The organism is Exiguobacterium profundum, from assembly GCF_042652865.1.
In the GTDB taxonomy this organism is placed as follows: Bacteria; Bacillota; Bacilli; order Exiguobacteriales; family Exiguobacteriaceae; genus Exiguobacterium; species Exiguobacterium profundum.
The window spans coordinates 47,371-71,360 of sequence record NZ_JBHSHG010000007.1 but is presented as its reverse complement, the minus strand read 5'-3'; the positions used below and the strand labels follow the sequence as shown (position 1 = coordinate 71,360).

At 48.2% G+C, this 23,990-nt stretch carries 31 protein-coding genes; 22 read left to right on the top strand and 9 right to left on the bottom strand.

All coding sequences use genetic code 11. The features are described 5' to 3' along the window. Positions 1-69: 69 nt before the first annotated feature. Positions 70-1,101, top strand: coding sequence for a flavin monoamine oxidase family protein (locus ACFO4U_RS14335; RefSeq protein ID WP_215244401.1), 1,032 nt, complete (start codon positions 70-72; stop codon positions 1,099-1,101). Between the two features lie 40 nt (positions 1,102-1,141). On the opposite strand, the gene ACFO4U_RS14330 is transcribed toward ACFO4U_RS14335, so the two are convergent. Then, positions 1,142-1,573: a MarR family winged helix-turn-helix transcriptional regulator gene (locus ACFO4U_RS14330; protein ID WP_074034775.1), complete on the bottom strand. Its 432-nt coding sequence runs from the start codon at positions 1,571-1,573 to the stop codon at positions 1,142-1,144. A 19-nt stretch (positions 1,574-1,592) separates the two neighbouring features. Then, positions 1,593-2,798 (bottom strand): MFS transporter, encoded by a 1,206-nt coding sequence (locus ACFO4U_RS14325; protein WP_215244400.1) that lies wholly within the window; start codon positions 2,796-2,798, stop codon positions 1,593-1,595. A gap of 162 nt (positions 2,799-2,960) precedes the next feature. On the opposite strand from ACFO4U_RS14325, the gene ACFO4U_RS14320 reads away from it, so the two are divergent. The 11 genes from ACFO4U_RS14320 (at position 2,961) to ACFO4U_RS14270 (ending at position 9,314) form a co-directional block, all read left to right on the top strand. Beyond that, positions 2,961-3,419 (top strand): hypothetical protein, encoded by a 459-nt coding sequence (locus ACFO4U_RS14320; RefSeq protein WP_159563425.1) that lies wholly within the window; start codon positions 2,961-2,963, stop codon positions 3,417-3,419. A gap of 9 nt (positions 3,420-3,428) precedes the next feature. Then, positions 3,429-3,932, top strand: a complete 504-nt coding sequence (locus tag ACFO4U_RS14315) for a hypothetical protein (RefSeq protein WP_196431778.1) — start codon at positions 3,429-3,431, stop codon at positions 3,930-3,932. After that, positions 3,929-4,414 carry a hypothetical protein gene (locus ACFO4U_RS14310; protein WP_215244399.1) on the top strand — a complete coding sequence of 162 codons (486 nt, stop codon included), beginning with the start codon at positions 3,929-3,931 and terminating at the stop codon, positions 4,412-4,414. Before ACFO4U_RS14315 ends, ACFO4U_RS14310 begins: the two co-directional genes overlap by 4 nt. Next, positions 4,389-4,871, top strand: a complete 483-nt coding sequence (locus tag ACFO4U_RS14305) for a hypothetical protein (RefSeq protein WP_215244398.1) — start codon at positions 4,389-4,391, stop codon at positions 4,869-4,871. The genes ACFO4U_RS14310 and ACFO4U_RS14305 overlap by 26 nt, the downstream gene beginning before the upstream one ends. A 106-nt stretch (positions 4,872-4,977) precedes the next feature. Further along, on the top strand, positions 4,978-5,916 hold the full coding sequence (locus ACFO4U_RS14300; protein ID WP_251131880.1) for a DMT family transporter: 939 nt from the start codon (positions 4,978-4,980) through the stop codon (positions 5,914-5,916). A 12-nt stretch (positions 5,917-5,928) separates the two neighbouring features. Next, entirely contained in the window at positions 5,929-6,354 is a 426-nt protein-coding gene (locus tag ACFO4U_RS14295; protein WP_215244396.1) for a DMT family transporter, read from the top strand. Between the two features lie 12 nt (positions 6,355-6,366). Next, entirely contained in the window at positions 6,367-7,026 is a 660-nt protein-coding gene (locus ACFO4U_RS14290; protein WP_215244395.1) for a Crp/Fnr family transcriptional regulator, read from the top strand. A gap of 12 nt (positions 7,027-7,038) precedes the next feature. After that, positions 7,039-7,512, top strand: a complete 474-nt coding sequence (locus tag ACFO4U_RS14285; RefSeq protein ID WP_215244394.1) for a DMT family transporter — start codon at positions 7,039-7,041, stop codon at positions 7,510-7,512. A gap of 380 nt (positions 7,513-7,892) precedes the next feature. Continuing rightward, complete coding sequence (locus tag ACFO4U_RS14280; RefSeq protein ID WP_215244393.1) at positions 7,893-8,297, top strand: hypothetical protein; 405 nt, start codon at positions 7,893-7,895, stop codon at positions 8,295-8,297. A 58-nt stretch (positions 8,298-8,355) separates the two neighbouring features. Further along, on the top strand, positions 8,356-8,838 hold the full coding sequence (locus tag ACFO4U_RS14275) for a hypothetical protein (RefSeq protein ID WP_215244392.1): 483 nt from the start codon (positions 8,356-8,358) through the stop codon (positions 8,836-8,838). Further along, on the top strand, positions 8,838-9,314 hold the full coding sequence (locus ACFO4U_RS14270) for a hypothetical protein (protein ID WP_215244391.1): 477 nt from the start codon (positions 8,838-8,840) through the stop codon (positions 9,312-9,314). Before ACFO4U_RS14275 ends, ACFO4U_RS14270 begins: the two co-directional genes overlap by 1 nt. Before the next feature lie 109 nt (positions 9,315-9,423). On the opposite strand, the gene ACFO4U_RS14265 is transcribed toward ACFO4U_RS14270, so the two are convergent. From ACFO4U_RS14265 to ACFO4U_RS14255, 3 genes are all read right to left on the bottom strand, one after another. Further along, positions 9,424-10,152, bottom strand: a complete 729-nt coding sequence (locus ACFO4U_RS14265) for an ATP-binding cassette domain-containing protein (RefSeq protein WP_215244390.1) — start codon at positions 10,150-10,152, stop codon at positions 9,424-9,426. 9 nt (positions 10,153-10,161) lie between these two features. Further along, positions 10,162-10,887 carry a hypothetical protein gene (locus ACFO4U_RS14260; protein ID WP_215244389.1) on the bottom strand — a complete coding sequence of 242 codons (726 nt, stop codon included), beginning with the start codon at positions 10,885-10,887 and terminating at the stop codon, positions 10,162-10,164. A 113-nt stretch (positions 10,888-11,000) separates the two neighbouring features. Then, positions 11,001-12,497 (bottom strand): phytoene desaturase family protein, encoded by a 1,497-nt coding sequence (locus ACFO4U_RS14255; protein WP_215244388.1) that lies wholly within the window; start codon positions 12,495-12,497, stop codon positions 11,001-11,003. Positions 12,498-12,694: 197 nt separating this feature from the next. On the opposite strand from ACFO4U_RS14255, the gene ACFO4U_RS14250 reads away from it, so the two are divergent. From ACFO4U_RS14250 to ACFO4U_RS14225, 6 genes are all read left to right on the top strand, one after another. Continuing rightward, a complete protein-coding gene (locus ACFO4U_RS14250; protein WP_215244387.1) occupies positions 12,695-13,078 on the top strand; it encodes a hypothetical protein in 384 nt (127 codons plus the stop codon). 92 nt (positions 13,079-13,170) lie between these two features. Beyond that, positions 13,171-13,812 carry an efflux RND transporter periplasmic adaptor subunit gene (locus ACFO4U_RS14245; RefSeq protein ID WP_215244386.1) on the top strand — a complete coding sequence of 214 codons (642 nt, stop codon included), beginning with the start codon at positions 13,171-13,173 and terminating at the stop codon, positions 13,810-13,812. Then, on the top strand, positions 13,812-14,498 hold the full coding sequence (locus ACFO4U_RS14240) for an ABC transporter ATP-binding protein (RefSeq protein WP_084543011.1): 687 nt from the start codon (positions 13,812-13,814) through the stop codon (positions 14,496-14,498). The genes ACFO4U_RS14245 and ACFO4U_RS14240 overlap by 1 nt, the downstream gene beginning before the upstream one ends. Then, a complete protein-coding gene (locus ACFO4U_RS14235; protein ID WP_214691536.1) occupies positions 14,495-15,649 on the top strand; it encodes an ABC transporter permease in 1,155 nt (384 codons plus the stop codon). The genes ACFO4U_RS14240 and ACFO4U_RS14235 overlap by 4 nt, the downstream gene beginning before the upstream one ends. Before the next feature lie 24 nt (positions 15,650-15,673). Next, positions 15,674-16,348, top strand: a complete 675-nt coding sequence (locus ACFO4U_RS14230) for a response regulator transcription factor (protein WP_074034753.1) — start codon at positions 15,674-15,676, stop codon at positions 16,346-16,348. Further along, entirely contained in the window at positions 16,345-17,643 is a 1,299-nt protein-coding gene (locus tag ACFO4U_RS14225) for a HAMP domain-containing sensor histidine kinase (RefSeq protein ID WP_074034752.1), read from the top strand. The genes ACFO4U_RS14230 and ACFO4U_RS14225 overlap by 4 nt, the downstream gene beginning before the upstream one ends. Before the next feature lie 11 nt (positions 17,644-17,654). Here the strand turns inward: ACFO4U_RS14225 and ACFO4U_RS14220 are convergent, their stop codons facing one another. Next, a complete protein-coding gene (locus ACFO4U_RS14220) occupies positions 17,655-18,263 on the bottom strand; it encodes a TetR/AcrR family transcriptional regulator (protein WP_084543010.1) in 609 nt (202 codons plus the stop codon). Positions 18,264-18,434: 171 nt separating this feature from the next. Here ACFO4U_RS14220 and ACFO4U_RS14215 point away from each other — a divergent pair, with 171 nt between their 5' ends. Together ACFO4U_RS14215 and ACFO4U_RS14210 are read left to right on the top strand one after the other, a co-directional pair. Next, the gene (locus tag ACFO4U_RS14215) at positions 18,435-19,163 is read left to right on the top strand and encodes an ABC transporter ATP-binding protein (protein WP_159563440.1); all 729 of its coding nucleotides are present in this window, start codon (positions 18,435-18,437) and stop codon (positions 19,161-19,163) included. Beyond that, positions 19,156-20,169, top strand: coding sequence for an ABC transporter permease (locus ACFO4U_RS14210; RefSeq protein WP_215244385.1), 1,014 nt, complete (start codon positions 19,156-19,158; stop codon positions 20,167-20,169). Before ACFO4U_RS14215 ends, ACFO4U_RS14210 begins: the two co-directional genes overlap by 8 nt. Before the next feature lies 1 nt (position 20,170). Here ACFO4U_RS14210 and ACFO4U_RS14205 read toward each other — a convergent pair whose 3' ends face one another. Further along, positions 20,171-20,644: a DedA family protein gene (locus ACFO4U_RS14205; RefSeq protein ID WP_215244384.1), complete on the bottom strand. Its 474-nt coding sequence runs from the start codon at positions 20,642-20,644 to the stop codon at positions 20,171-20,173. A 171-nt stretch (positions 20,645-20,815) separates the two neighbouring features. Between ACFO4U_RS14205 and ACFO4U_RS14200 the strand changes: the two genes are divergently transcribed. Then, positions 20,816-21,508, top strand: a complete 693-nt coding sequence (locus ACFO4U_RS14200) for a response regulator transcription factor (RefSeq protein ID WP_015880656.1) — start codon at positions 20,816-20,818, stop codon at positions 21,506-21,508. Further along, positions 21,505-22,575 (top strand): HAMP domain-containing sensor histidine kinase, encoded by a 1,071-nt coding sequence (locus tag ACFO4U_RS14195; RefSeq protein ID WP_215244383.1) that lies wholly within the window; start codon positions 21,505-21,507, stop codon positions 22,573-22,575. The genes ACFO4U_RS14200 and ACFO4U_RS14195 overlap by 4 nt, the downstream gene beginning before the upstream one ends. Here ACFO4U_RS14195 and ACFO4U_RS14190 read toward each other — a convergent pair. Next, entirely contained in the window at positions 22,541-23,101 is a 561-nt protein-coding gene (locus ACFO4U_RS14190; protein ID WP_215244382.1) for a GNAT family N-acetyltransferase, read from the bottom strand. The two genes, ACFO4U_RS14195 and ACFO4U_RS14190, sit on opposite strands and share 35 nt — an antisense overlap. A 161-nt stretch (positions 23,102-23,262) precedes the next feature. Further along, complete coding sequence (locus tag ACFO4U_RS14185; protein WP_244150650.1) at positions 23,263-23,886, bottom strand: glucosaminidase domain-containing protein; 624 nt, start codon at positions 23,884-23,886, stop codon at positions 23,263-23,265. Positions 23,887-23,990: the final 104 nt, after the last annotated feature.

Below are 23,990 nucleotides of genomic sequence, written 5' to 3'. Positions count from 1 at the left end.
TTCTTGCATATGTAAAACCATCTAACTCAGTATAATCGAGGAGAGACGGACGACAAAGGAGAATTTACAATGAAATCAATCGCCATCATTGGAGCTGGTATCAGCGGATTTTATGCTGCGAACCAACTTCATCAAAAGGGATATGACGTCACCATCTTTGAGGCACGTGATCGTATTGGTGGTCGTATCTTGACGAAGGACGGCTATGATCTCGGACCGACGTGGTATTGGCCGGATACGGAGAAGACCATCTCTGAACTCGTGGATACACTTGGACTCGAGTCATTCGTTCAACATACGACAGGACACATGGTGCTCGAACGTCAAACGACGACCGCACCGGAACGACATGTGTTACCGGAAGAAAGCATCGTCTTATCTAAGCGTTTAGTCGGTGGGATGACGAGTCTGGTGGAAGCACTGCATGCGAAGTTGCCCGATGACATCGTTCGGCTTGGGCATCGCCTGACCTCGATCGAGCGACAGTCGGACCGAGTCCAACTGACGTTTCACAATGGTTCGGTGCATCACACGGATGACGTGATCCTTGCGATTCCACCACGTCTCGTTGCGGAAGTGGTAATTGAACCGGCATTGTCAGCGCAAACGCGCAAAGCGCTCAAAACGACTCCCACATGGATGGCTTCTCAGGCGAAAGCGCTCATCGTATACGAGACACCGTTCTGGCGAGAAGAAGGTCTGTCTGGCTTTGGGATGAGCTGGGTCGGTCCACTTCAAGAGATTCATGACGCTTCTCTGATAGATGGACCAGGTGCGCTGTTCGGATTTTTCCGTCTGTCACCGGGAGAACGAGAAGCGCTAGGAGAAGGACCGGTAAAGACGCGTGTCATCGAACAACTGGAGAAGCTGTATGGTCCGAAAGCGAATGACTTCTTGCGATTTCACTACATGGACTGGTCGACAGAATCAGAGACAGCGACATCTGACGATTTCCTGCCGCTCACGGCATTCCCGGCTTACGGTCCGATTGAGCTCGGAGACCGTCTCCATTTGATTGGTTCGGAGACGGATGCGCAGTTCGGGGGACATATCGAAGGGGCATTGCGGTCGGCGAATCGAATCGTACAAGGGTTGGTATAACGAAAAAGACAAATCGTCCGACTAGCGGCGATTTGTCTTTTTATTTGAATTTCTGAATCATCAACGCGAGCGAACGGTTGATCATCTTCATCTCGTCATCCTCAAGGACGGAGAACATCTCTTCAGCGAGGCGCTCTTCAATCGCATCGATTTGTTTCGAGTACGCCAGACCGTTCGGACCAAGTCGGATGAAGCTTTCTCGAAGGTTTTCGGGATTCTTTTCCCGCATGACGAAGTCGCGTTGCTCGAGCACTTTGAGCACCTGACTGACAGCACTTTTGGAGATGGACATCTTCGTCGCAATCTCTGTCGTCGTCCACGTCTCTTGGCGTTTGAAGAGAAGCAGCATCTGTTCTTGTTGATAGCTCAGCTCGAACTCGTTCAGTTCCGTGAAATATTTCGTGAACAGCAAGTCGAGCTCATCGATTTGGCGATACATCGTGAGGACTTGTTGCTTTCGTGTTTCATTCAACGTGTCATTCATCCTTTCTTTACGGTGTCTGTCGGAACGTCTCGCTCCGGAGGTATAAGAGGACACCACACACTAATCCGATTATACCAAATGCCAATAAGAGCGTTTGAATCGGTACAGACAAAGCAACGAGCACCGATAAAATGGCGAACGCAATCGGTTCAAGGCCTGAGGCGGCGAGCGACATGATGCTCATGACACGCCCGATTTTGTCAGAGTCGCTTTGTTCCTGCATGATGGTGACCGTCGGCAAGTAGACGAGCATGATCATAAACCCGCTCATAGAAGCCGCGACCGCGAGAAGCGGAATCGATTGGACTTGAGTGTAGAGGAAGAAGGCACCGAGTGTCAGGAAGAGGACGCGGAAGACGAAGCGTCCACGATGAACGGTCCGCAGGAATAGAATCAGGAAGCTTGCGACGAATGTCCCGACAGCGAGCCCACCTTCGATGATACTCAAATCAAATGCTGTCCCTCCGACCGCGCCAACGAGAATCGGGATACTCATGATGAGCGGTCCCATGACGAACAAGTTGACGATGGCAATGGCGAACGTCCCACTACGTAACACAGGTGTCTGCGATACGTAACGAATGCCCTCTTTCAAATCAAGGAGTACATCTTTCGCTGAGAGTGGAGCGACCTCGGGAATGTTGTCTTGAATCAGACGTGGCATGATCAAAATCGCGGAGAGGAAAATCAATGCAGCCGACGTGCCGAAACTGAGACCAAAACTTCCCCACGTCAGTAGGATCCCTGCAAGGAACGGACCGATGACGAACATCAACTCGAGCGACCCTTGGAAAAGGGAGTTTGCCCGTTGCAACTGTTGACCTGATACGATTGAAGGCATAAGTGATGACAGTGCCGGGTAAGACATGCCATCTAAAAGACCAAACAATACGGAGATGATCAAGAGGGCTGTCACCGAATACGCGTCAGCGAAATGGAGCGCAACGACAATTAACATCAACACGCCTTGTCCGATATTCGTTAAGCATAACAAGCGACTCTTTTGGAATCGATCAGCGAACACACCGCCGAATACCATCATGACGACACGCGGCAACGAGACCGCCGTCAAGATAATCCCTAGAAGTGCCGGTTGTTTCAAAACGTCGATCGTCAACCATGAGACGCTCAAGAAGAAAATCGAAAACCCGAGCGTGAGCGTCATTCCGGATAACCAAGTGAATACGAACCGAGTATTCTTCAATAAATTCATGTTAATAACCTCTTACTTTCATTCTTCAACATATAGTTAAGTTAACTAAACTATACGGTGAGAAATTCATATCGTCAAGAAGCATGACTTTGGTACGAAAATGTAAAATAACGGAACTTTTCTCATGTTCATCTCGTATAGTGGAATAAGAGGTGAATCAAGATGAACAAACAAGAACGGATTAATACGATTTATCGTTATCAACAGCGTTGGCTCTTTTGGAGAATGGGACTGGCAGCTCTTACCGGGATGTTCGTCTTTCTTGCACTTCAGTCTGACGGTGCGTCAAAGTATATCATTCCATTAGGGGTCACATTAGCAGGCATGTTGTTCGCCATCGGACGAGAGCGGCGCTTCGTCAGGAAGTTGACCGCTGTAGAACAAGCAAAGCGCATCATCGATTGGCAGTATGTGTCGGAGATGGGACTCCTCGTCTTGTTGGCAATTCTTTTCCCATTAATCGTCTTGATTAACTGGCCGGCATGGTCGCTTTTCGTCGTCTTCTTAGGCGGGGTCATCTTATTGCAAGTCGCACAGAAAATGCTCGACCGGCAGATGCCGCAGTATGACGAAGAACAGCCGATGCGCCGCGAAATCAAACTCGACTTCGTGAAAGACTGAGGTGATACCGTGGACAAAGCAGAGCGATTTGAAAGAATTGAACAGTTTGAGAAACGATATACTCGTCTCAACATCATCGTGAGCGTAATCATGCTAGGCGTATCCATCTATTTTCTTTCGACATGGAGTCCGTATAGCATTCTTTTACCCGGTGTCGCACTTCTCTATACGACATGGCTTGAATGGAACAAGATGAAACTGCAGCAATCCTTCAACGAATCGACACGCTATCATCGATTGTTGCGGATTGATTTTACTGTCATGTTGATGAGTTTGATATGGTTTGTGATTTTGATTGGGTTGCATTTCAACGGAATCGATATCTTACCGTGGATGAGTTGGACGCTCCTGATTGGCGGGCCGTGTCTCATATTGATTCCACTTTGGATTGATCGAAAACAGTCCGAGTTTGATGAGCACCACGTCACATCAGGCGAGTGGGCTCGGTCAAACCGGGAACGTTTGAAACATACGTTAGATGATATTTCAAGGAAAGGTCGTAAAGATTCATGACAAAGAAAGAACGGATTCAAGTAATCGGAGGATATCGGCAGTCACGACAAACCCTCCACCTTTGGCTCACGGGAGCCCTTATTTTTTGTAACAGTTTTGTGCTCGGTTTTGATACATGGTGGATATGGGGAATCGGTTCGGTCCTCACGGCTGTCCTACTCATAAGGCTGACGATCAAAGAAGGACGTGTCTTACAGATTTTCACGGTGGGTCGAGGCATCCTACTGACAAAACGCTTATATCGCCTCTATTCCTACTGGATTGGAGCGGTCACAGCAGCAATTCTTTTCAGTCGTCTCCAGATTGCACCTGTCGCATGGGTCATCTTTGGTCTAGGCATCGTCATGTTAGCATGGACGCACTATCAGACCGTCCAACAATTGCGACAAGCCGACCCGGAGCAACCAACACGAGATGAGGTGACAAAGCATTACCGCTCGTATGAAAGGAGTACATATGCTGACGAAAGAAAAGCGAATTGAACAATTGCTGGAGCAGGATGACAGTCATTGGCGTTGGGGGTGGGGCGTCGCCATCGCGACGGTCGTGATGACGCTCGTGATTGCCACGCAGTCCAAACTCTACGCTCCACTCCTCGTCTTCATCAGTTTCTTTCCGTATCTCTGTTTTGAATGGCGGAAGACAAAACTGCTCCTGACCTTTAACGAGGATGGGCGTTACCAACGTCTGGTGTATACAGACTTTGGCATCCGGTGGCTCTGCTTCGTGTTGACCATCTGCTTATTGGCTGCCTATTATGCCGACTCGTTGTCTCCCGTCGTCGCGATTGCCGGGCTGTTCGGAATCGGTGTGATGTCGATTCTGGCACCTTATGTCATCAATCGAAACTTACAATCACTCGATGCGCATCATGTACGAGGGAAAGAATTGCGTGAAGCGCGCGATCAACGCTTCCGTGAGTCCAAAACGAACACCTGAGAAGGGTTCGTTTTTTGTTTGAGGACATCGGTCCTTTTCTTCTTCGGTACGGAGGCGTAAGCTGACAATGTACACAGAACTACTAGAAGAATCGAGGAAGACATTCATGTTAGCTATTTTGATTGGATTGACGATTGGGATTTTATTGCCGATGCAGACGAGTGTCAACTCACGTTTGCGTCAGGTGGTCGGCTCCCCGTTCGTTGCATCTTTTTTATCGTTTACTGTCGGGACGATCTTTTTGTCCTTATTGCTCTTATTGACCGGACAGTCATTCGGATTTGACGGCTCGGTGATTCAGGAAGGTCCGGGTTGGATGTGGATTGGCGGACTGTTAGGGGTCTTGTTCTTAACGGGAAATATTTTGCTGTTCCCAAGACTCGGGAGTGTCCAGACGGTCATCATGCCGATTTTTGGACAGATTTTGATGGGGTTGTTGATTGACCATTTCGGTTGGTTCAATTCTGTAGAACATCCAATTACGGCGCTTCGTTTGTTCGGAGTCGTGCTCGTCTTGTTCGGAGTCATCGGAACGGTCGCCTTATCCGATTGGCTCAACCGCCGAAGAGGCAAACTGGTCGTCTCCATGGAAACGGACACTAGGAATCTGAACCTGTGGCGACTGTTTGGGATTTTCACAGGGATGATGAGTGCCACGCAAACGGCCATTAACGGCTATTTGGGAACAGTGCTCGAATCGGCTCTGAAAGGGGCATTGGTCTCTTTCGTTGTCGGAACGTTGGCGCTCTTGCTCATTTTACTTGTCTCACGCCAATCCGTTCCGCTCGGTCAACTGAAAGGTCAACCGTGGTGGATTTGGCTCGGTGGGATCATTGGGGCGCTCTTCATCGGAGGAAACGTCCTCATCGTACCGATTGTCGGGACAGGAATCGCTGTCATCATCGTCATTGTCGGACTGTTATGCGGTAGCTTGCTCATCGACCGCTTCGGTTGGTTCGGCGCGAAGAAGAACCCGGTCACCGGGGTACAACTCATCAGTCTGGTTGTCATGGTCATTGGAATTGTATTGATTCGTTTATCTTAAGGGGGGAGAACGATGCGGGGAGTGCTCTTCGCCATGAGTGGGGGATTCTTTCTCACGTTGCAAAGTGTCGCTAACGCTCGAATCAGTTCACAGATTGGGACGTGGCAAGCGGCGACGTTAACACAATTCACTGGATTCGTCGTCGCGCTTCTCGTCATGCTGGTGCTCCGGGACCGCACGTATGTCGAGATGCGGCACGTGAAGCCGCTCTATTTATCTGGTGGGGCATTTGCGGCGATTATCTTATTTAGTAATATGACGGGCGTCCATAAACTCGGGGTCACGATGACAATCTCGTTGTTTCTCATTGCGCAACTGGCGCTCGCGCTCGTCATCGATTGGCGAGGATGGTTCGGAATGGTGCGACGGAAGTTGAACGGGGCTCAGTTGATTGGTGTGTTCATGATGATTGCGGGGGTCATCTTATTAAAATGGTAGGGGGAAACGTGCATGGTTGACGCGTATGTGAAGCAATTTGAATTGACTGTCTTACCAGAAGAAGCGCAGAACGAATTGCAGCTCGTCCGATACGAGCCAGGAGACGTCATCTGTACACAAGGTGATGAAGCAGGGCATCTCCGCTTCTTAGTGAAGGGAAAGATTCGCGTCTCCCATACTTCTGCTACCGGCAAACGACTCGTCCTCTCCTTCAAATATCCGCTCGACTTGATCGGGGACATCGAATATATTCAACGAACCCCGTTTTTGAATACGGTCGAGGCCGTCACGGAAGTCGAAATGCTTGTCATTCGGTTCGATGACTTGGTTCGTCATGCACATCAAAATGTTGCGTGGCTACACTATTTATTGGAAGAAATCACGCGAAAATTTGAACGGAAATCACAATCGCTCAGCTTCAATCTGTTCTATCCCGTGGAAGTGCGCTTGGCGAGTTATCTGTTATCGATGACACCGAATGACCAAACACTCGGCTCGACCGTCGACCAATTGACGGATATCGCTGATTTGATTGGGACGAGTTATCGTCATGTGAATCGGACGCTCCGGCGTTTCGTCGAGGCAGGATTGATTGAACGAAATCGGCGGGTAATCACGCTCGTCGATCGGGAAGGTTTGTTGGAGATTGTCGGGGAGAGCATTTATGAATAGGAGGGGAGGCATATGGCGATTGGCATGATACTTGCCATCTTCGGCGGGATGCTCGTCTGTGTGCAAAACACGTTTAATGCCAACGTCAAGAAGCGTGTCGGAGCATGGGCGACGACGACGCTCGTTCTCTGTCTTGGATTTTTAGCATCGCTACTCATTGGGTTGTTTCAAGAAGGTGGTGGCTTGTTCCGAGTAGAGGAGATGGAGACATGGTACTGGTTCAGCGGAATCCTCGGCGTCGGGGTCGTCATGAGTGTGACGCAAGGGGTTGAGCGCCTCGGGCCGAGTTACGCGATCTCAATCGTTATGGTGTCTCAAATCTTATTCGCGCTCCTCTGGGATACGTTAGGGTGGTTCGGATTGACGGCCGTCCCGTTCACATGGAAAACGGTCGTCGGGATTGTGTTAATCGTTGGTGGGGTGCTCGTATTTCAGTTGAGTGGAAAGGTAAAACCAACTCGCGCGTCGATGAATCGAGCGAGTTAAATGTTAAAAAGAAGTTCCACGTTTTGAACGAATCCTCTTTTAGAAAAACGCGTATAAATTAGAAGAATAGAATGAAAGGGGGAATCTTATGCAACAAGTAATGGACATGGGATGGACAATTTTAAACTTAGGGTTGTTGACGATGATTGGAATCTTTTTATTCCGACTCCTTCGCCGGCATTCAAATTAATCAGCATCTGACAATGGTCAGGTGCTTTTTCCTTTTTAATGGGAAAAACTCGAAAGTTTGCTTATAGATTGTTAAGATATAGATATCGATAAATTGGATGATTTTTACTTTTGGAGGGGTGCTAGATGTTACGTGAAGAACGAATGGAATACTTGTACGACAAAGCATGGACTAAAAAGGTCCGCTACTAGTGATCATCATTGGGGTAGTGACAGCGCTTTGGTTAATGTTCAATGATGCAAGAATGAGCCTGTCCCTATTCATCTTTTGTACGGCGATGCTGATGCCGCTTCTGGTAGCGACATGGCATAAAATCAAGTTGTTTTTACAGTTCAATGACTCATCCACGTACCAGCGCTTTATTTATCTAAAAGGCATGATTCAGTTTATTCTCTTGATTGGTGTCATATCGATGATGGCGCTCTATGCACTGAAGTACATATCGCTTGATACGTTAAGCCTGGGCTGTGCGACGCTGATTGCGGGTTGCCTCATTCTCGAGTCGTGGGTCGACTGGAAGATTTTAAAGATTGATGACGAGCACGTGGTCGAGAGTTTGTTGGGATTGATGAATCGGGAGAAGAGTAAGGGATGAAACTGATTGAGAATAATTTTCGTATAGAAAAATAACGAAAACACATGAGGGGGATTCGATGGTAGACCATGAAGTTAGATTAGAACGGATGTTGAAGGATGATAAGAAACGAAAGAAACAATTGACCCTTCCATTGGTTGGGGCCATCGTCTTGACCTTCTTCTATATATGGACGACGAACGTCTTCTTGTTGTATGCCATGATTTTTTTCGGACAATTTCCTGCCCTATATAAATCATGGCACCGCAAGAAGTTATTACTGTCATTTAACGAAGACAAACGGTATCAACAACTCGTGCGATCCGAATTTTTATTGGGTCTTACCTCGCCGTTACTTGTTCTCATACTGATTACCAGTGTGGAGCTTGAGTGGATTTCATTGTTCACGTTCGTCATCGTTGCATTTATTGGAATCATGGTTCTGTTGATTCTCAGTTTTCCAATCGACCGCAAGTTAAAAGAAATCGATCCGTTACACGTGACGGGTGTCGAACTCGGTCATGTCCAGCTACAACGGAAGAAACGAAAAAGTGAAGCGTGATGAATAAACAAGAGCGTCTCCCTAAAATGGTCGAACAGGATCTCGACGCACGAGGGAGCAGCACACTATTTGGCATCATCGGTCTGTTTCTCCTTCTCGTTGTTTCGGTCATAAAAGGTGTCACGGTGACGACGGTTGCCTTGTCTTTCCTCGTGGCCCAACTGCCGATGCTTTATCAAGCGTGGCGACGGATGAAGCTGTTACGTACATTTAACGAAGACGAGGAATACCAACGCCTCGTCCGTCGAGAATTTCAAATCATCGTCGCCATGTTTATGTCACTTGGTGTATTCACCTTCCTCACTTGGTTCGTATTCGATTCGATGCAAGAACTACTCGGTGTCGCATTGATTGGCATCATTCCGTTTCTCATCTTGTACGTGTCGATGGACCGTAAACTGCGTGAAGCGGACCCGGAGCATGTGACGAATCGGGAACTACGACGCGCACATCGAGAACAGAAACTCAGCCCCTGACACGCGTCAGAGGCTGAGCTTTTTCATGAGAACATCGCAACGAGAAGACCGCAGACGACCATTCCGAGTGTATAGAATGTGAACCGGTATCGTTCCCAAAACGATTCATTCATCGTGTCACCGCGACATCGTCAAGCGGCGTGTCAACCATCCGAACGAACGCTTCGTCCGGGTCGGTCGTTCCAGACTCGTCGAGCCAGTCTTGGAAGTCCCCTTCATACAAAACGCGTCCACCATGCAGGAAGATGACATGGGCATCAAGTTGAACCAAGTCATGTAACTGATGTGTGGAGATGAGACATGTCTTGCCCTCATCGACGAGTCGTTGCAGGCGGCGCATGATTTGAATGCGGGACGCCGGGTCGACCCCGCTCGTCGGCTCATCAAATAAATAGAGAGAACGTTTGATTGAAGATAAGAGCGTCACGAAGAGCCATTTCTTCTCCCCGACCGACATCTTCCCGAGCTTCATCGTCCATAGATGTTCGAACAGTTCTTGTTCGCGAGAAGTTGAAAGGTTATTCATATACGATTCGAGTTTCTTGAAGTCGGGACGTTGCGACAGACGTCCGATGAAATAGGCGAAGTCTTTCCCCGTCAACTCATGATGGTTGTACATGAGTTGCGTCAAATAGAGCATGTCCGTCGTCGGGACGAGGTCAAGTGACGCTTTGTCGACGGGAAGGGTACCCGTCATACAATCAAACAGGGTCGTCTTTCCGGCACCGTTCTGTCCAATCAAGACGTTCAATTTGTTTGGTTGTAGCGTGAACGAGACGTCATCGAGAACAGGACGTGTCGCTTTCGGATAGCGATAAGTGAGTTGGTTTACGTGCATAAGAACCTCCTAGCGTGTGATGAGTGAGACGAGACTGAAGCGTTTCAACGCAATCGCGCCGATGATGAAATACCCAAGTACAGAGAGGCCTGTCGCCCATACTCCGAACGAGAGCTCGACTTGAGTCGTCAGATGCAGCAACCCGAGCGCGAATTCGTGAAGCGCGTAGAACGGGTTGAGGAAGCTGAACCATTGATCAGGTGACTTGATCGCCAGTAAAAAGAGTGGGAACATCAGTATGTTCGCGAAAGTCCCGAGACTCGATACTTTCACTGGAAGTGTCGTGATGGCGACACTGGCAACCGCGAACGGGATACTGCCAATCAATACGAGTAGAGACGTTGCAATCAACTTGAACGAAAAGAACCCGTGTACGAGCGTGACGACCGTTGTGAATAAAGTTAAGCTGATGGAGGCGAATAAGAGTTGCGCCAAGATGACAGCGATGACATACGTCAGTTTGTTGCCTGAGATCATCACGTACGTTTTCATCAGTCCGTATTCACGCATACGGGCGAGTTCTACGCCGACACCGTTCACATATGTAGCAAGAATAATATACACCCAGAAATAAGAGAGCCCTGGGTAGTATTCCACTGTCGTTGCTTGGCGAATATCTGAAAATGACTGCGTCAAGGCGATAACGAGTGGGATTACGAATGTCCAAATGAATGGAACTTTATCCGTGACGACAACTTTGGCATACATAAAGAAATAACTTGTGATTTGATGCATCCTGTTCCTCCGCTTGTCTATTTGATTGTTTGTATCGTAGCACAATATACGGAAGGTTATTGGAAAAAGTTTCAAAAAATAATCCCTCATATCGAATGAGGGATGAAAGAAAATCATTTCACTTTGTCACGTTTCGCAATCTTGTCGCTCACTTGCTGACCGCTCAACGTCACCATCGGCATACCGCCACCTGGGTTGACGGTCCCGCCGACGAAGTAGAGGTTGTGGTAAAGTTCACTCTGTTTCTTATGCTTGAAGCCACCGTTCCGATTCTTGTCGGCGACCGTTCCATAAATGGCACCTCGGTCCGATCCGTACGTCCGCTCGATATCGTGCGGCGTCCACACGTCGCGTGTCACCGTATGTTCACGCAGACCATCGAGGCCCATCCGTTCCAATTTGTCGAGTACACGCTCTTCAAAAGCGGCATATTCTTCTTCCGTGAACGGTTCATCTTGGATATACGGGATGTGTGGCAAGATTTTGATGTTCTCGTGTCCTGGTGGCGCTTGGGTCGGGTCGGTCTTGTTGACGTTGACGAGGTAAATCGTCGGGTCGTCCGGAAGTTCATGTTTCTCAAAGATTTTATCCATTTGTTCATGTAGGTTCTCAGAGAAGAAGAAATTATGATGTGCCAGTTGTGGATAGGCTTTTTTCACCCCGAGATGGAGGACGAATCCGGAACTCGCCGGTTCGTATTTATCGACGAGTTTGTCGACATACTGTTTGTCCGCGTCGACCATCTTCTGATAGAACGGGATGACTTCCATGTTCGAGACAAAATAATCAGCGGAACGGAGACGTCCGTCCTCGAGCTCGATGGCGGTCACTTTCTCATTCACCGTATGGGCACGAACCACGCCTTCTCCGGTATGTAGCTTCACACCGATTTCTTCGGCGAGCTTCGTCAAGCCTTCCGCGAGCTTATGGGTCCCGCCTTCGACATACCAACAGCCTTGGGCATATTGCATGTAAATCATCATATTTAAGACAGCGGGTGCGTTATACGGAGACGACCCGACATATTTGACGTAATACGAGAGCATGTCCCGAAGATGAGGGTTACTGATCCGTTTCTTGATGGCGCTATACATCGTCGACGTCAAGTCGAATCCGAATAGGGTCGGGAAGATGCCTGTTTTCATGACTGCTTCTAAAGGCGACTCAAACCCTTCGGCCAAATAGCTCTTCTCGGTCGTCTTATAGATGCGCGCTGCATAATTCAACAGTTCACGATATTCTTGCATGTCTTTTCGAGAGAGGGAAGGATTCGCCCGTTGCATTTGTTCGAGGTCATGGTAGAGGTCGAGGACGGTATCGTCCGGGAAGAAAGAGCGCCATTCGAGCTCAAGTCGTTTGATGGACACATAGTCTTCCATCCGTTTCCCGCTTCCGCGGAACAATTTGTCGAAGATGTGGGGCATAGTTAATATTGAGGGTCCGAGGTCGAAACCGAATCCGTCTTGTTCGAGCCGATTCACTTTCCCGCCAATGTGATCATTCTTTTCGTAGAGTGAGACGTCGTAACCTTTTTGAGCGAGTGAGATGGCTGCTGACAATCCGCCGAGCCCTCCGCCTATGACGATGACCGACTTATCCACTGATGGCATATATTCGCCGCCTTTCCGAAGTGTTATTTTCAAAAAACAGAATGAGTGCTACCTCTTCTATTCCCGTTTCTAAATGAAACGAACATGCATTTACGGATTTGCCACATCCACAAAGATGTCATCCCTGAATCGGAAAAAGTTTTGTATAGTTAGGCTAGAAGCATAGGACGGAGTCTAGATGAAGGTAGGAATTTAAGATGATCGTAAAAACAATCACACTTCACTTTGCGAACGGGGATGAAATCACCATCCCGTTTGATGATATCGAATCGTGTCGGATGCATGATATTCAAGACGGGATGCGTGTTGCGGCGGATGGACAATTGATCAAAGAAAAAGTGATGCATGGACTCGACCTCGTATTAAAGGATTCGGCGAACCAACTGGAATGGGATGGTCCAGGTAGACCGTTTGACCGTATCCTAAGTATGTCGGATTTACAACATCTCGCCTTCGAGTTTGAAGGAATGCGAGGAAAGTCATACCGCATCGCCTGGCATGATCTGGAGGCAGTACAGAACGCATACCAGACGACAACTGAAGCAAATGAGAACTTACACGTGCACGTTCGCGTTTCGTAAGTGAACGCCTCTCGTTTATCGCGAGAGGCGTTTATAATTTGTTTACAACTTGTGTTTATCCTTAACATATCAACAATAAGGAGGAACACAAGATGAACAAAAAAGTGAAATGGGGCATGGGGATTGGTGTGCTCGCCCTTACATTAGGAGCTGGAGTCTTCTTGATGCCGGATGCGACCGACTATAAAACGGAAGCCGTCGCGGTTGAGACGATTGAAAATCGTTACACGTTTGCGGGGCAGGTCACGGCAGTCGGGGATGAGACGACAGGTCGATTCATGGTCGATGAGCGAGATATCGGCAAAGTGAATGAAGGGGATGCGTTGACGATCTATGTGACGGCGCTCGACACCGAGGTAGATGGAACAATCGACGTCATCGCAGAGGAAGCTGAACCGATGACGACACCAGGCGCATCCGCTCGCTATGCGATGACCGTGACTTTCCCTGAGACAGACAATTTACGGAATGGGATGACGTTAGAAGGCAGTCTAGTCGTCGATCGCGCTGAAGATGCAGAGACCTTGTCGCTCGACAGCATCATGTTTGAGGATGAGGATGCATACGTGTATGTGCAAGGAGACGAGGGTCCGGTGAAACAACAGGTCGAGCTTGGGTTGACAGACGGAAGTCGAGTCGAGATCAAAGATGGATTAGACGAGACCGAAGTACTCTTACTCGATGAGACGACGAGTGGAGGGTTGATGCCTCCACGAATCGGAGGTGGGCAATGATGACGACACTCATCTCGGTCGAACAATTGACCAAATCGTACGGTGAGGGTGACAATCAGCAGACCGTATTACGAGGAATCGATTTAGAGGTGAAAGAAGGAGAGTTCGTCGCCATTTTGGGACCATCCGGCTCTGGAAAGTCGACACTCATGAACATCCTTGGTTGTCTCGATGGTTATTCGAGCGGTCGTTACCGGTTTGGGAACAAGGATGTGACCGGATTGTCCGAAACGGAGCTTTCTCTGTTTCGAAACGAACGCATCGGATTTATCTTTCAGCAATTCAATCTACTTCCTCGGTTGAGTGCTCGAGAGAACGTGGAACTTCCGCTCATTTATCAACGATCTTCAAAAGCGGAAAGACAGGAACGAACTCGACAGATGTTAGCGCGTGTCGGATTAGGCGATAAGATGGACCACTTTCCAAATCAGTTATCAGGTGGTCAGCAGCAACGTGTCGCTATCGCTCGGGCGCTCGTGACGAATCCATCGCTTCTTCTCGCGGATGAGCCGACGGGTGCGTTAGATCAAACGAACGGTCGTCAAATTATGGCGCTCTTTCACGAGCTACATGCGGAGGGAAAGACGATCATCATGATTACCCATGATATCGATATCGCCAAAGAAGCGACTCGTATCGTACATGTGCGTGACGGGAAGATTGAAAAGGAGGAACGGGTGCGATGATTCGAGAAAATATACGCATGGCTTGGTTGACGGTCATCAGTCACAAGATGCGCTCCTTCTTGACGATTTTAGGGATTGTCATCGGGACGGCTTCGATTATTGCCTTGATGACGATCATTTCCGGTGTGACCGATTCCATTAACGATGAAGTCGCGACGTTTGGAGCTGATCGTATGACCGTTCAAATCGGAGAGGATGGGAAATCCGGTGTCAGTATGGCGGACATGGATCGGCTCGAAGCCATTGAGGGGGTCGCCTCAATCTCCCCGACATTGAGTCAAATGACCGATGTATATGTATCGGGGCAGACGGAACAGCAAACCATTCTTGGGAAAAGTGAAGCGTTCTTCAAAGACGATTCGGTTGTCGCAACCGGGCGCGGATTGACACCACTCGACGTTAATCAACAGACGCATGTCGCCTTGCTCGGAGAAACGATTGCGAAAGAGGCGTTTCCGACATCCTCTCCTCTCGGGGAAGAGATCTCTGTTGGTGGGATTCGTTACATCGTCGTTGGAACGCTTGCGCCATCATCGGAATTTTCCATGTCAACAGACGAGGCGATCGTCATCCCTGTGACGACTGCACTGACGCAGTTTCATCAAGGGACGATTGCCACGTTCGACTTATATACCGAATCGGGTGCATCAGCTGTCGTACAGGATGAAGTGACACAACAGCTGACGACCGCATTCAATGGACGTGACGCCTTCACAGTAACGAGTTTTGAGGATGCGCTCGCTTCCATCGATCAAATCAATGCGCTTCTCAGTATGCTCCTCGTTGGCATCGCTTCGATTTCTTTACTCGTCGGAGGCATCGGGATCATGAACATGATGCTCGTTTCGGTGACCGAACGAACAAGCGAGATCGGACTGCGTAAAGCACTCGGTGCGACGCCTGGTAAGATTCGACAACAGTTCTTGTTTGAGTCCGTCCTGCTTTCGATGCTCGGAGGGCTCGTCGGTGTCTTATTTGGTGGACTGCTCGCCTTTGGACTGACGCTCGTCATGGGCGTACCGTTTACATTGGCAAGTTCAACCGTCGGATTGGCACTCGGTTTCTCTGTCATCATCGGAGTCATATTCGGCTACATCCCAGCCCGGAAAGCCTCGAACTTGCAACCGATTGAAGCGTTGCGAAACGTATAAGCCATTAGAAAGAAGGGGAAACAGATGGTCACCATTTTACTCGCAGAAGATGATGAGGCGCTCGGCGGTTTATTAGTCGATTATTTGACGGTGGCCGGTTATCGTGTCCTTCATGCAAAAGATGGAGAAGAAGCACTCGATTGGCTCGACCGTGAGCCAATCGATTTGCTCATTACCGACGTGATGATGCCACGGTTGGATGGACGTGAACTGACGGGACAATTACGTGACGCCGGGTATACGCTCCCGGTGCTTATGCTGACGGTCCTCGATGCGATGAATGACAAAAAGAGAGGGTTTCATGCCGGAGCGGATGACTATGTCGTGAAACCGATCGATCTCGAAGAACTCGAATTACGAATTGAGGCATTGTTACGACGAGCGCGCATTCATCACAGTCATCAGATTCAGTTGAACGACTGCGTACTCGATGAGACGACGATGACGTTAGAAACGACTTCTGAGACGATCGAACTCCCTCGCAAAGAGTTTGAACTCCTCTATTTTTTGGCGACGCATTTGAATCAAGTCTTCACCCGGCAACAACTGTTAGACCGGATTTGGGGATATGAGACGGAGAGTGAGACCCGAACGGTCGACGTCCATATTAATCGACTGCGTGCGCGTCTTAAGCCGATTGATGCATTTCAGATCAGTACGGTGTGGGGACTCGGTTATCGATTGGAGCTGAAAAGATGAAACGATTTATTAGTACCATCTACGGACGATTTTTAATGATTTTCTTCGGACTCTTGTTGATTCCAATCCTCTTGACGTTCACGATTTTTTTGACCTTTCAGTTCAATGCACTGAAGACACAAGTCGAAGAAATGTTGGTAGACCGGGCCGACAGCATGCAGATGGCCTCACAAGATTACGGTCTAGCGTCTGATGCGGTCTTGGACCTCTTTGATGACGCGACACTGAATGCCCAGACGATGCGTTATGACCGTGCGGAATGGAGCGTTTCGGAACGAGCGACATTAGAACGGGGTGAAGTGCTGTCACAGACGGACCGTCTTCCACAAGTCGCTTTTTTACTCGACGAGACCGTGGTCACGTTGTCTCCGAACGCAGACGAGAATCCGATTTCAATCTTCCGTGACGTGTCGTTACAGACCTTGTTCCTGACAGCACTCATTTCAAGTGTTCTCATTCTATTCGCAGTTCGACTGATGACACGACGCATCGACCGTGTCACGGATGCCGTCAACCGTGTGACCGCTGGAGACCTATCGGTGCGGATTCATGACGTAGCAACAGATGAGATTGGAATGCTCGCGAAGCAGTTCAATCAGATGACCGAGACGCTTGAAACGAATGAAACGAAGAATGAGGAATTGGCATCCGTTATGGCACATGAATTTAAGACGCCGGTCGCTTCGATTTTAGGGTATGCCACGTTGTTGAAACGGGGAGGACCTTTTGAAAAACAAAGTGAATATGTCACGAAGATTGAGCGTGAAGGGAAACGACTATCGCGCTTGTCACAAGACGTGCTCCGGCTGGCGAAATTAGACCACACGATTGTCGGTCTACATGCGACGGAACTGTCTCTCAGTGAGCAGATCCGGGAGGCAATCTTATCCTTAGATTCAGAGATGACACGCAAACGAATGAACCTAGATTTGACTATGGACGAAGTCGTGATGAAGGGTGATGCTACACTTCTTCAGCAAGTTTGGATCAATCTACTTCAAAATGCTGTCGAATATGCATATGAAGAAAGTACACTGCATCTTCTGGTGGAAGAGGATGCGACGCACATCACGTGTGAGATTCGAGACGAGGGAGAAGGCATGACACCTGAACAAGTGGACCGGGCGTTCGAACGCTTTTATCAGGCCGACACATCTCGTCATCGCAACGGTTCAGGACTAGGGCTAGCCATCGCTCGTCAAATCGTACAGTTACATGGTGGAGAGATTACATTATCGAGTGAGAAACAGATTGGGACAACGGCGAAGGTCGTCTTTCCAAAGGAGGACAGGTAAAGCACCTGTCCTTATTTTCGTAGATTCACACCGCCGGCAACGAGCGGTCCTTCATAGGTGATCGTATAGATAATCCGGGCGATGTCTTCCGCTGTCTCTTCCGAAGACGGATTGTTTAACCACTCATAGATGACGCCCATGTGAGCCGAAGAAAGATAGGCGACGAGATATGGAGGCGGGACCATCATCTTGTCCGGATCAAACAAGGTTACCGGGGAGCGCTGAAACAAGGCAGCCTGCATAAATTTTCGAAGTTTTGCCTGGAACGTCGGATCTCCATTTGGTCCGAGGAGCGGCTTCATGATGATTTGATTGTCTTCGATGAAGCGGATGAACGGGACGAGATAATGATACGAGTTATCAGTTCGCTCGTCTCCAAAGATGTGCGGGAGATGATGAATCAACTTCCGTTCAGCCTCTTCAAAGATCTCGTCGACGCATTTCTCCATCAACTCGAACTTATCCACATAGTGACTATAAAAGGTTCCCCGATTAATACCGGCCCGTTCAGTCAATTGCTTGACGGTGACGGCTTCAAATCCCTGTTCTTCAATGAGACTAAAGAAGGCATCTTTGATCAGCTTCTTCGTTCGGATGACGCGTAAGTCAGTTTGTTCCATATTATTTCTCCTTTTCCTCAACACATTCATTGCATCTGTCGGAAAACCGACACGATGACCGATATTGACGATTGTTGCCACCGTGAACGGGGACTATACTGAACATATAAACCAACACGGTGTCGATTATCTTGAGTATACACGAGGAGGCGCCGAAAAGGAGTGACAGAAATGAACATTCAACTGCAACACGTCGACAAGTCGTTCGGCGACCAACTCGCCATCGACAACATCGACTTCACCATCCCATCCGGAGAAATTTGCTGCTTGCTCGGACCATCTGGATCGGGGAAGACGACGCTCATCCGACTCATGATCGGCGCCCTCGCACCGGACAAAGGAAGTGTCCATATCGGCGAAACGAAGATGCCAAACATGGACATGCTCCAACAAATCGGATTTATGCCGCAGAACGATGGCTTGTACGAAGACTTGTCGGCCGAAGCGAACCTCGCCTTCTTCGGATCGATTTATAAGTTAGGGAAAAAGGCGCTCCAAGAACGCATCACCGAAGTGCTCAACCTTGTCGATTTAACGAACGACCGGCATAAGCTCGTCCGCAATTTTTCAGGCGGGATGAAGAAGCGTCTTTCCTTGGCCATTGCCATCCTGCATAAGCCCGATGTGTTGTTTCTTGATGAACCGACGGTCGGAATCGATCCGATTTTACGCCGACAGATTTGGGATCAGTTCCAAACGATTCGGGCGGAAGGGACGACCATCATCGTCTCGACGCACGTCATGGATGAAGTGCTCGAATGTGACCGGGCTGCGCTCGTCTATAATGGACGGTTGATCGCATATGACCATGTGCAAGATTTGCTTGACCAGACCGAGAACGGCCGCGTCGAAGAACTGTTCTTGATTGCCGGGAAAGAGGGGGTGGGTGACCATGCGTAACTTGGCGAAACGTGTCATCTTTCAGACGTTGAATGATAAACGAAGTGTCGCCTTGATTTTGATTGCGCCACTTCTCATTTTGACACTCGTCTACTTCTTACTCGGGGACTCGGATTACGTGCCGACTGTCGTCCTGGACGACAACGCACCCGAACAGCTCGTCGATGCGTTTGAAGACGAGACGCTCGAGGTGGAACAGGCCACGTTCGATGATCCGAAAGCATATATCGAAGACAATGAACATGTCGATGCCGTGTTTGAAATGAGTCAAGAAGGAACGACCATCACGTTACGTGAACCGTCGACGAAGTCGTCGAAGGCGGTTAGTGAAATTCAGGATGCGTTGACGACGCTCAATCCCGCAGCCGAGATCGATACGTCATTCGTCTATGGGGAAGAGGACCAATCGACATTCGATTCGTTCGGCTTCGTCTTCCTATCCCTCTTCTCGTTCTTCTTCGTGTTCATCCTATCTGCGATGGCACTCGTCAAGGAACGGAGTGGGGGTACACTCGAGCGACTGTTGATGACTCCGATCAAACGAGGGCAAGTCATTTTAGGATATACGCTCGGGTACGGAACGTTTGCGGTGATTCAGTCAATTTTCATCGTGCTCTATTCAATTTATGTGCTCGGTCTGTCTTCGCTCGGGAATATGGCGTGGGTCATGTTGACGATGCTACTCATGGCGGGTACGGCGGTACTCTTCGGAGCGACTATCTCGGTGTTTGCCCGATCAGAATTACAGGTTGTTCAGATGATTCCGTTCACCATCATCCCGCAAGTGTTCTTCTCGGGACTCATCCCGCTCGACTTGATTCCATATGGTCTCGGGAACTTGAGTTACATCATGCCAATCTTCTACGGAGCGACAGCGATCAAGGAAGTGATGGTCTACGGAAGTGGCTTCTCAGGCATCTGGGTGTATTTACTCGGTTTAATTCTCTATGCAGGGGTCTTGTATCTCTTGAACATGCGGGCGCTCGGGAAATACAGAGGACACTGAGTTAAAACGACAACACCCAATCTTGAAACTGTTGAAACGCCGGGATTTGATTGGCCAGTCCGATGACGAGAAACCAAGCACCGGTATAGAAAAATGCAGAGATAGTCGTATAGAACGCATACGTGCGAAGTTTGAGCGATGTGAACCCGGCGATGTAATGGAGCGGGTGCCGAAGGCCGGGAATAAAATAAGAAATCATAATGGTGCGTGCCCCGTATGTTTGATAGAGCGCCTCGGCTTTTTTAAGATAACGAGATTCGCGTTGTCGCACGGGTAGGATACGATGAAGCCCTTTCCCGATTAAATAGAACCAGCCGAACGTGAGCGTGAAGAGAATCCAGGTGGAGACAAATAAAAGCCAACTTGGGACAAAATCATCCGCGACCGTCAGATGGGTGATCATTAAGACGTCGTCAGATAATGGGGTAAACATGATGCCGATGGCGAGCATGCCATAATGTATGATCATTTCCATAATAAATTCACTCCTTACCTTGTCTAGTATTCACTCGCAAGCGTAAGGAGTTTTTAGTATTCTCTTAAGAAATCTTAAGAAGTTGGAAAGGAAGTGCCGTTACTGAGTTTGTTACACTCATTAATAGAGGAAATGAATGTAGTTTACTAGTGAAAAACGAGGAGGAAAGAGATGCGTTCACAACCCGTCATCTGTATCGCTGACGACGATGAAGCGATTCGAGAATTACTTGCTATCTATTTAAAAAATGAAGGATATGCACTCCGATTTGCGAAAAATGGACAAGAAGTGCTCGACCTCGCGTCGACCGAAACGATCGATTTGCTCATTCTAGATTTGATGATGCCTGTCATGGGTGGGATTGAAGCTTGTATTGAGATTCGAAAGACGCAGTTTATGCCGATTTTGATGCTCACAGCCAAAACGAGCGACTTGGATTTGATGCAAGGCATTTCCGTTGGAGCGGACGACTACATTAAAAAACCGTTTAACCCACTTGAAGTGACGCTGCGTGTCAAATCGTTACTCAGACGATATCGTGATTATGGGTCAGATCGAGCAGACCTCACGAGTACACTCGTCTTTGAAAATGTGACACTTGATTTACAGACGCGACAATGTCGAAAGGATGAGATGTTGATTCGACTTACACCGAAAGAGTTTGATATTCTCGCCTATTTTATGCGTCATCCAAATCAAGTCCTAACAGTCGAACAGATTTACGAGGCGGTGTGGGGTGAGGCAGCATTTGAGGTCGACAACACAGTGATGGTCCACATCACAAAAATCCGAGAAAAGTTAGAAGACACACCACGAAAACCGACCATTATCAAGACGGTGTGGGGCGTGGGGTATCGATTATGAGACGGAGACAATGGGATCGCTTGCTAGTGAAGTTGATTGGTATCATTTTAGTCAATGCATTGATTGCGACGATTGCTTTTTTAATCATGGGCTATTCGATCAGTTTATACTACATTGAGAACGAAACAACACCAGATCCGCTGACGTCCAATCTTATGTTTTTAGGGGTGACGTTCATTGTTATTTTGATCTTTATTATTGGATTTTCACTGATGATGCGGAAAACACTTCGAAAAATCACGTATTTATCGAGTGAGATTGAACAGATTGCAAACGGTGACCTCGGTCGAACTGTCAAAGTGGAAGGTCGAGACGAAATCGCGTCGCTTGGAGAGAGTGTGAATCGGATGTCAGCTCAATTAAGTGAATTATTTGAGAAGGAACGGGCGCATGAAGAAGAGCGGAACCAACTATTCTCCAACCTGTCGCACGATTTGCGGACACCGCTCACGAGCATCAAAGGCTATACGCAACTCCTGCAAATGAATCGGGAACTGACGCTTGCAGAAAAAGATCATTTTCGTATTCTAAATGAAAAAACGGATCAGCTTGAACATTTGCTAGATCAGCTGATGAACGTAAACCGACTCTATGCCCCACATATGCAACTAAAGAAACAGAGACTCAACCTGAGTCTATTGACGACGCAACTTATCCACGAGATGGAGCCGTTGTTTAATGAGCGAGGTCTTCATTTACAGACTTCAATCAGACCAGATATATGGATGGAAGCGGATCAAGAACAGCTCATTCGCGCTTTTGAGAACCTTTTATCGAACGCATGGAAATATGCGGAGCAACCGAGTCCGATTCACATTGATCTCCAGACCAGGGAGGATATGCTTGAGTGGTCCATCTCGAATGCGACAACGACTGAAACGATTGAGGCCATTCCTCATCTGTTTGATCGCACATATCGTGTCGATTCCTCGAGAGGGGTCACGCCAGGTGATGGGTTGGGTCTATCGATTGCCCGCCAAATCATTTTATTGCATGGTGGACGGTTGACGGCCGCACCGCTAGAGGGTCAGGTTATTTGTTTTCGGGTATCGTTACCGATGGAATGAGATATCCCATTAAGATTGTATCGAAGTGCTGTCCATCAATAAGCTTATCGTCCCGTAATCGGCCCTCGACTTCGAAGCCGTAGCGCTCATAGAGTGCTATGGCTTTTATATTTGTTTCAATGACACTTAAAGTGACTTTATGAAGGCGTTCCGTTCGCGCCCAATCGAGAACATATCGTAAAATAGCTGAACCTAAACCGAGGCCCCAATGCGCTTGCAGAATTCCAACTCCAAATTCGACAGTGTGGGATTTTCGAGCGAGCACACTACCTTCGCAGCGGGCAAACCCGACAATTTCCCCATCGACTTCTGCTATAAGAAATAGTCGATTCATGGTATTCAAATCAGAATCGATTAGAAATTGAATGGCCTCCTCACTCAATACACCTTCTCCAGGTTCGCGGTCTAAATAGTCCGTCTCTTGATCGATTTGCAAACGAATGAAAGCGAGGGATTTCGCGTCGTCTTGTGAGGCTTGACGAATGGTACAGTGTTGTTCGTTTCGTATGTATGAAATAGGGTTCATGATATCCTCCTTTGTAATATCGGTCATAAAAAAAGCACTCGGACCATTGTCCGAAATGCTCATTAGCGTTTGAGTAACAACATCACGCCGGTCACGAATAATGCGAGTCCGCTCGCGAGTCTAACTTGTTTGCACGTCACGTTCTTTCACCCCTACATTTCTTATCTGTTTGCTTTAGCGACACGTTTTGGTATTTTCGACATTTCTTGATAAATCGAAAGAATCTCGGTCCCGTAATTTCCTTTCGGCTGCATGGCCCACTTTTGGTGAAGAGATGGCCACGTCGTTGCAGAGCCTCGCTTGACGAGATGGAAGCGTGGGTCGACTTGTTTCGTATTCAGTGCATCGTGTGAGGCGTATGCCTTTAGATGCTGAACTTGAGCAGTCACGCCTTGATGCGGTGAACGGAAATAGTGACCTTTTACGCCATTCCCAGTCGTCCCGATTCCGGAATAGTTATGTTGTTCAGGGAGTACATCGCCACCATATCGAAAGTAGCCTGTCTCTTTCAGTGCTTGAGCGAACGCGACATCCCCACGAACACCTTCCTTAGCGCCGATGATGACGAAGAGGTTCGCCAAGTCTTCGACCGACGTTTGTACTAGCCGGACATCACGAGGATTCTTCTTTTTTACGTAATCCGCCATTTGTTGCGGAGTCAAAGCCGATACTCCCATAATAGCACGATTCTGCTTCTTCGGGGCCGCCTCAACGATTGATCCAGTCGAGAGAAAAGAAGATGTGATCAGAAGAAATACAATCATCAAGCTAAACACTTTTTTCATCATATGTACCCTCCTAAACGAATCATATCCATTGAGAAATAATACCATATTAGGATTAAATTTTAATTTCAGATTTATTTATGAAGGAAATGAGAAATTAAAAA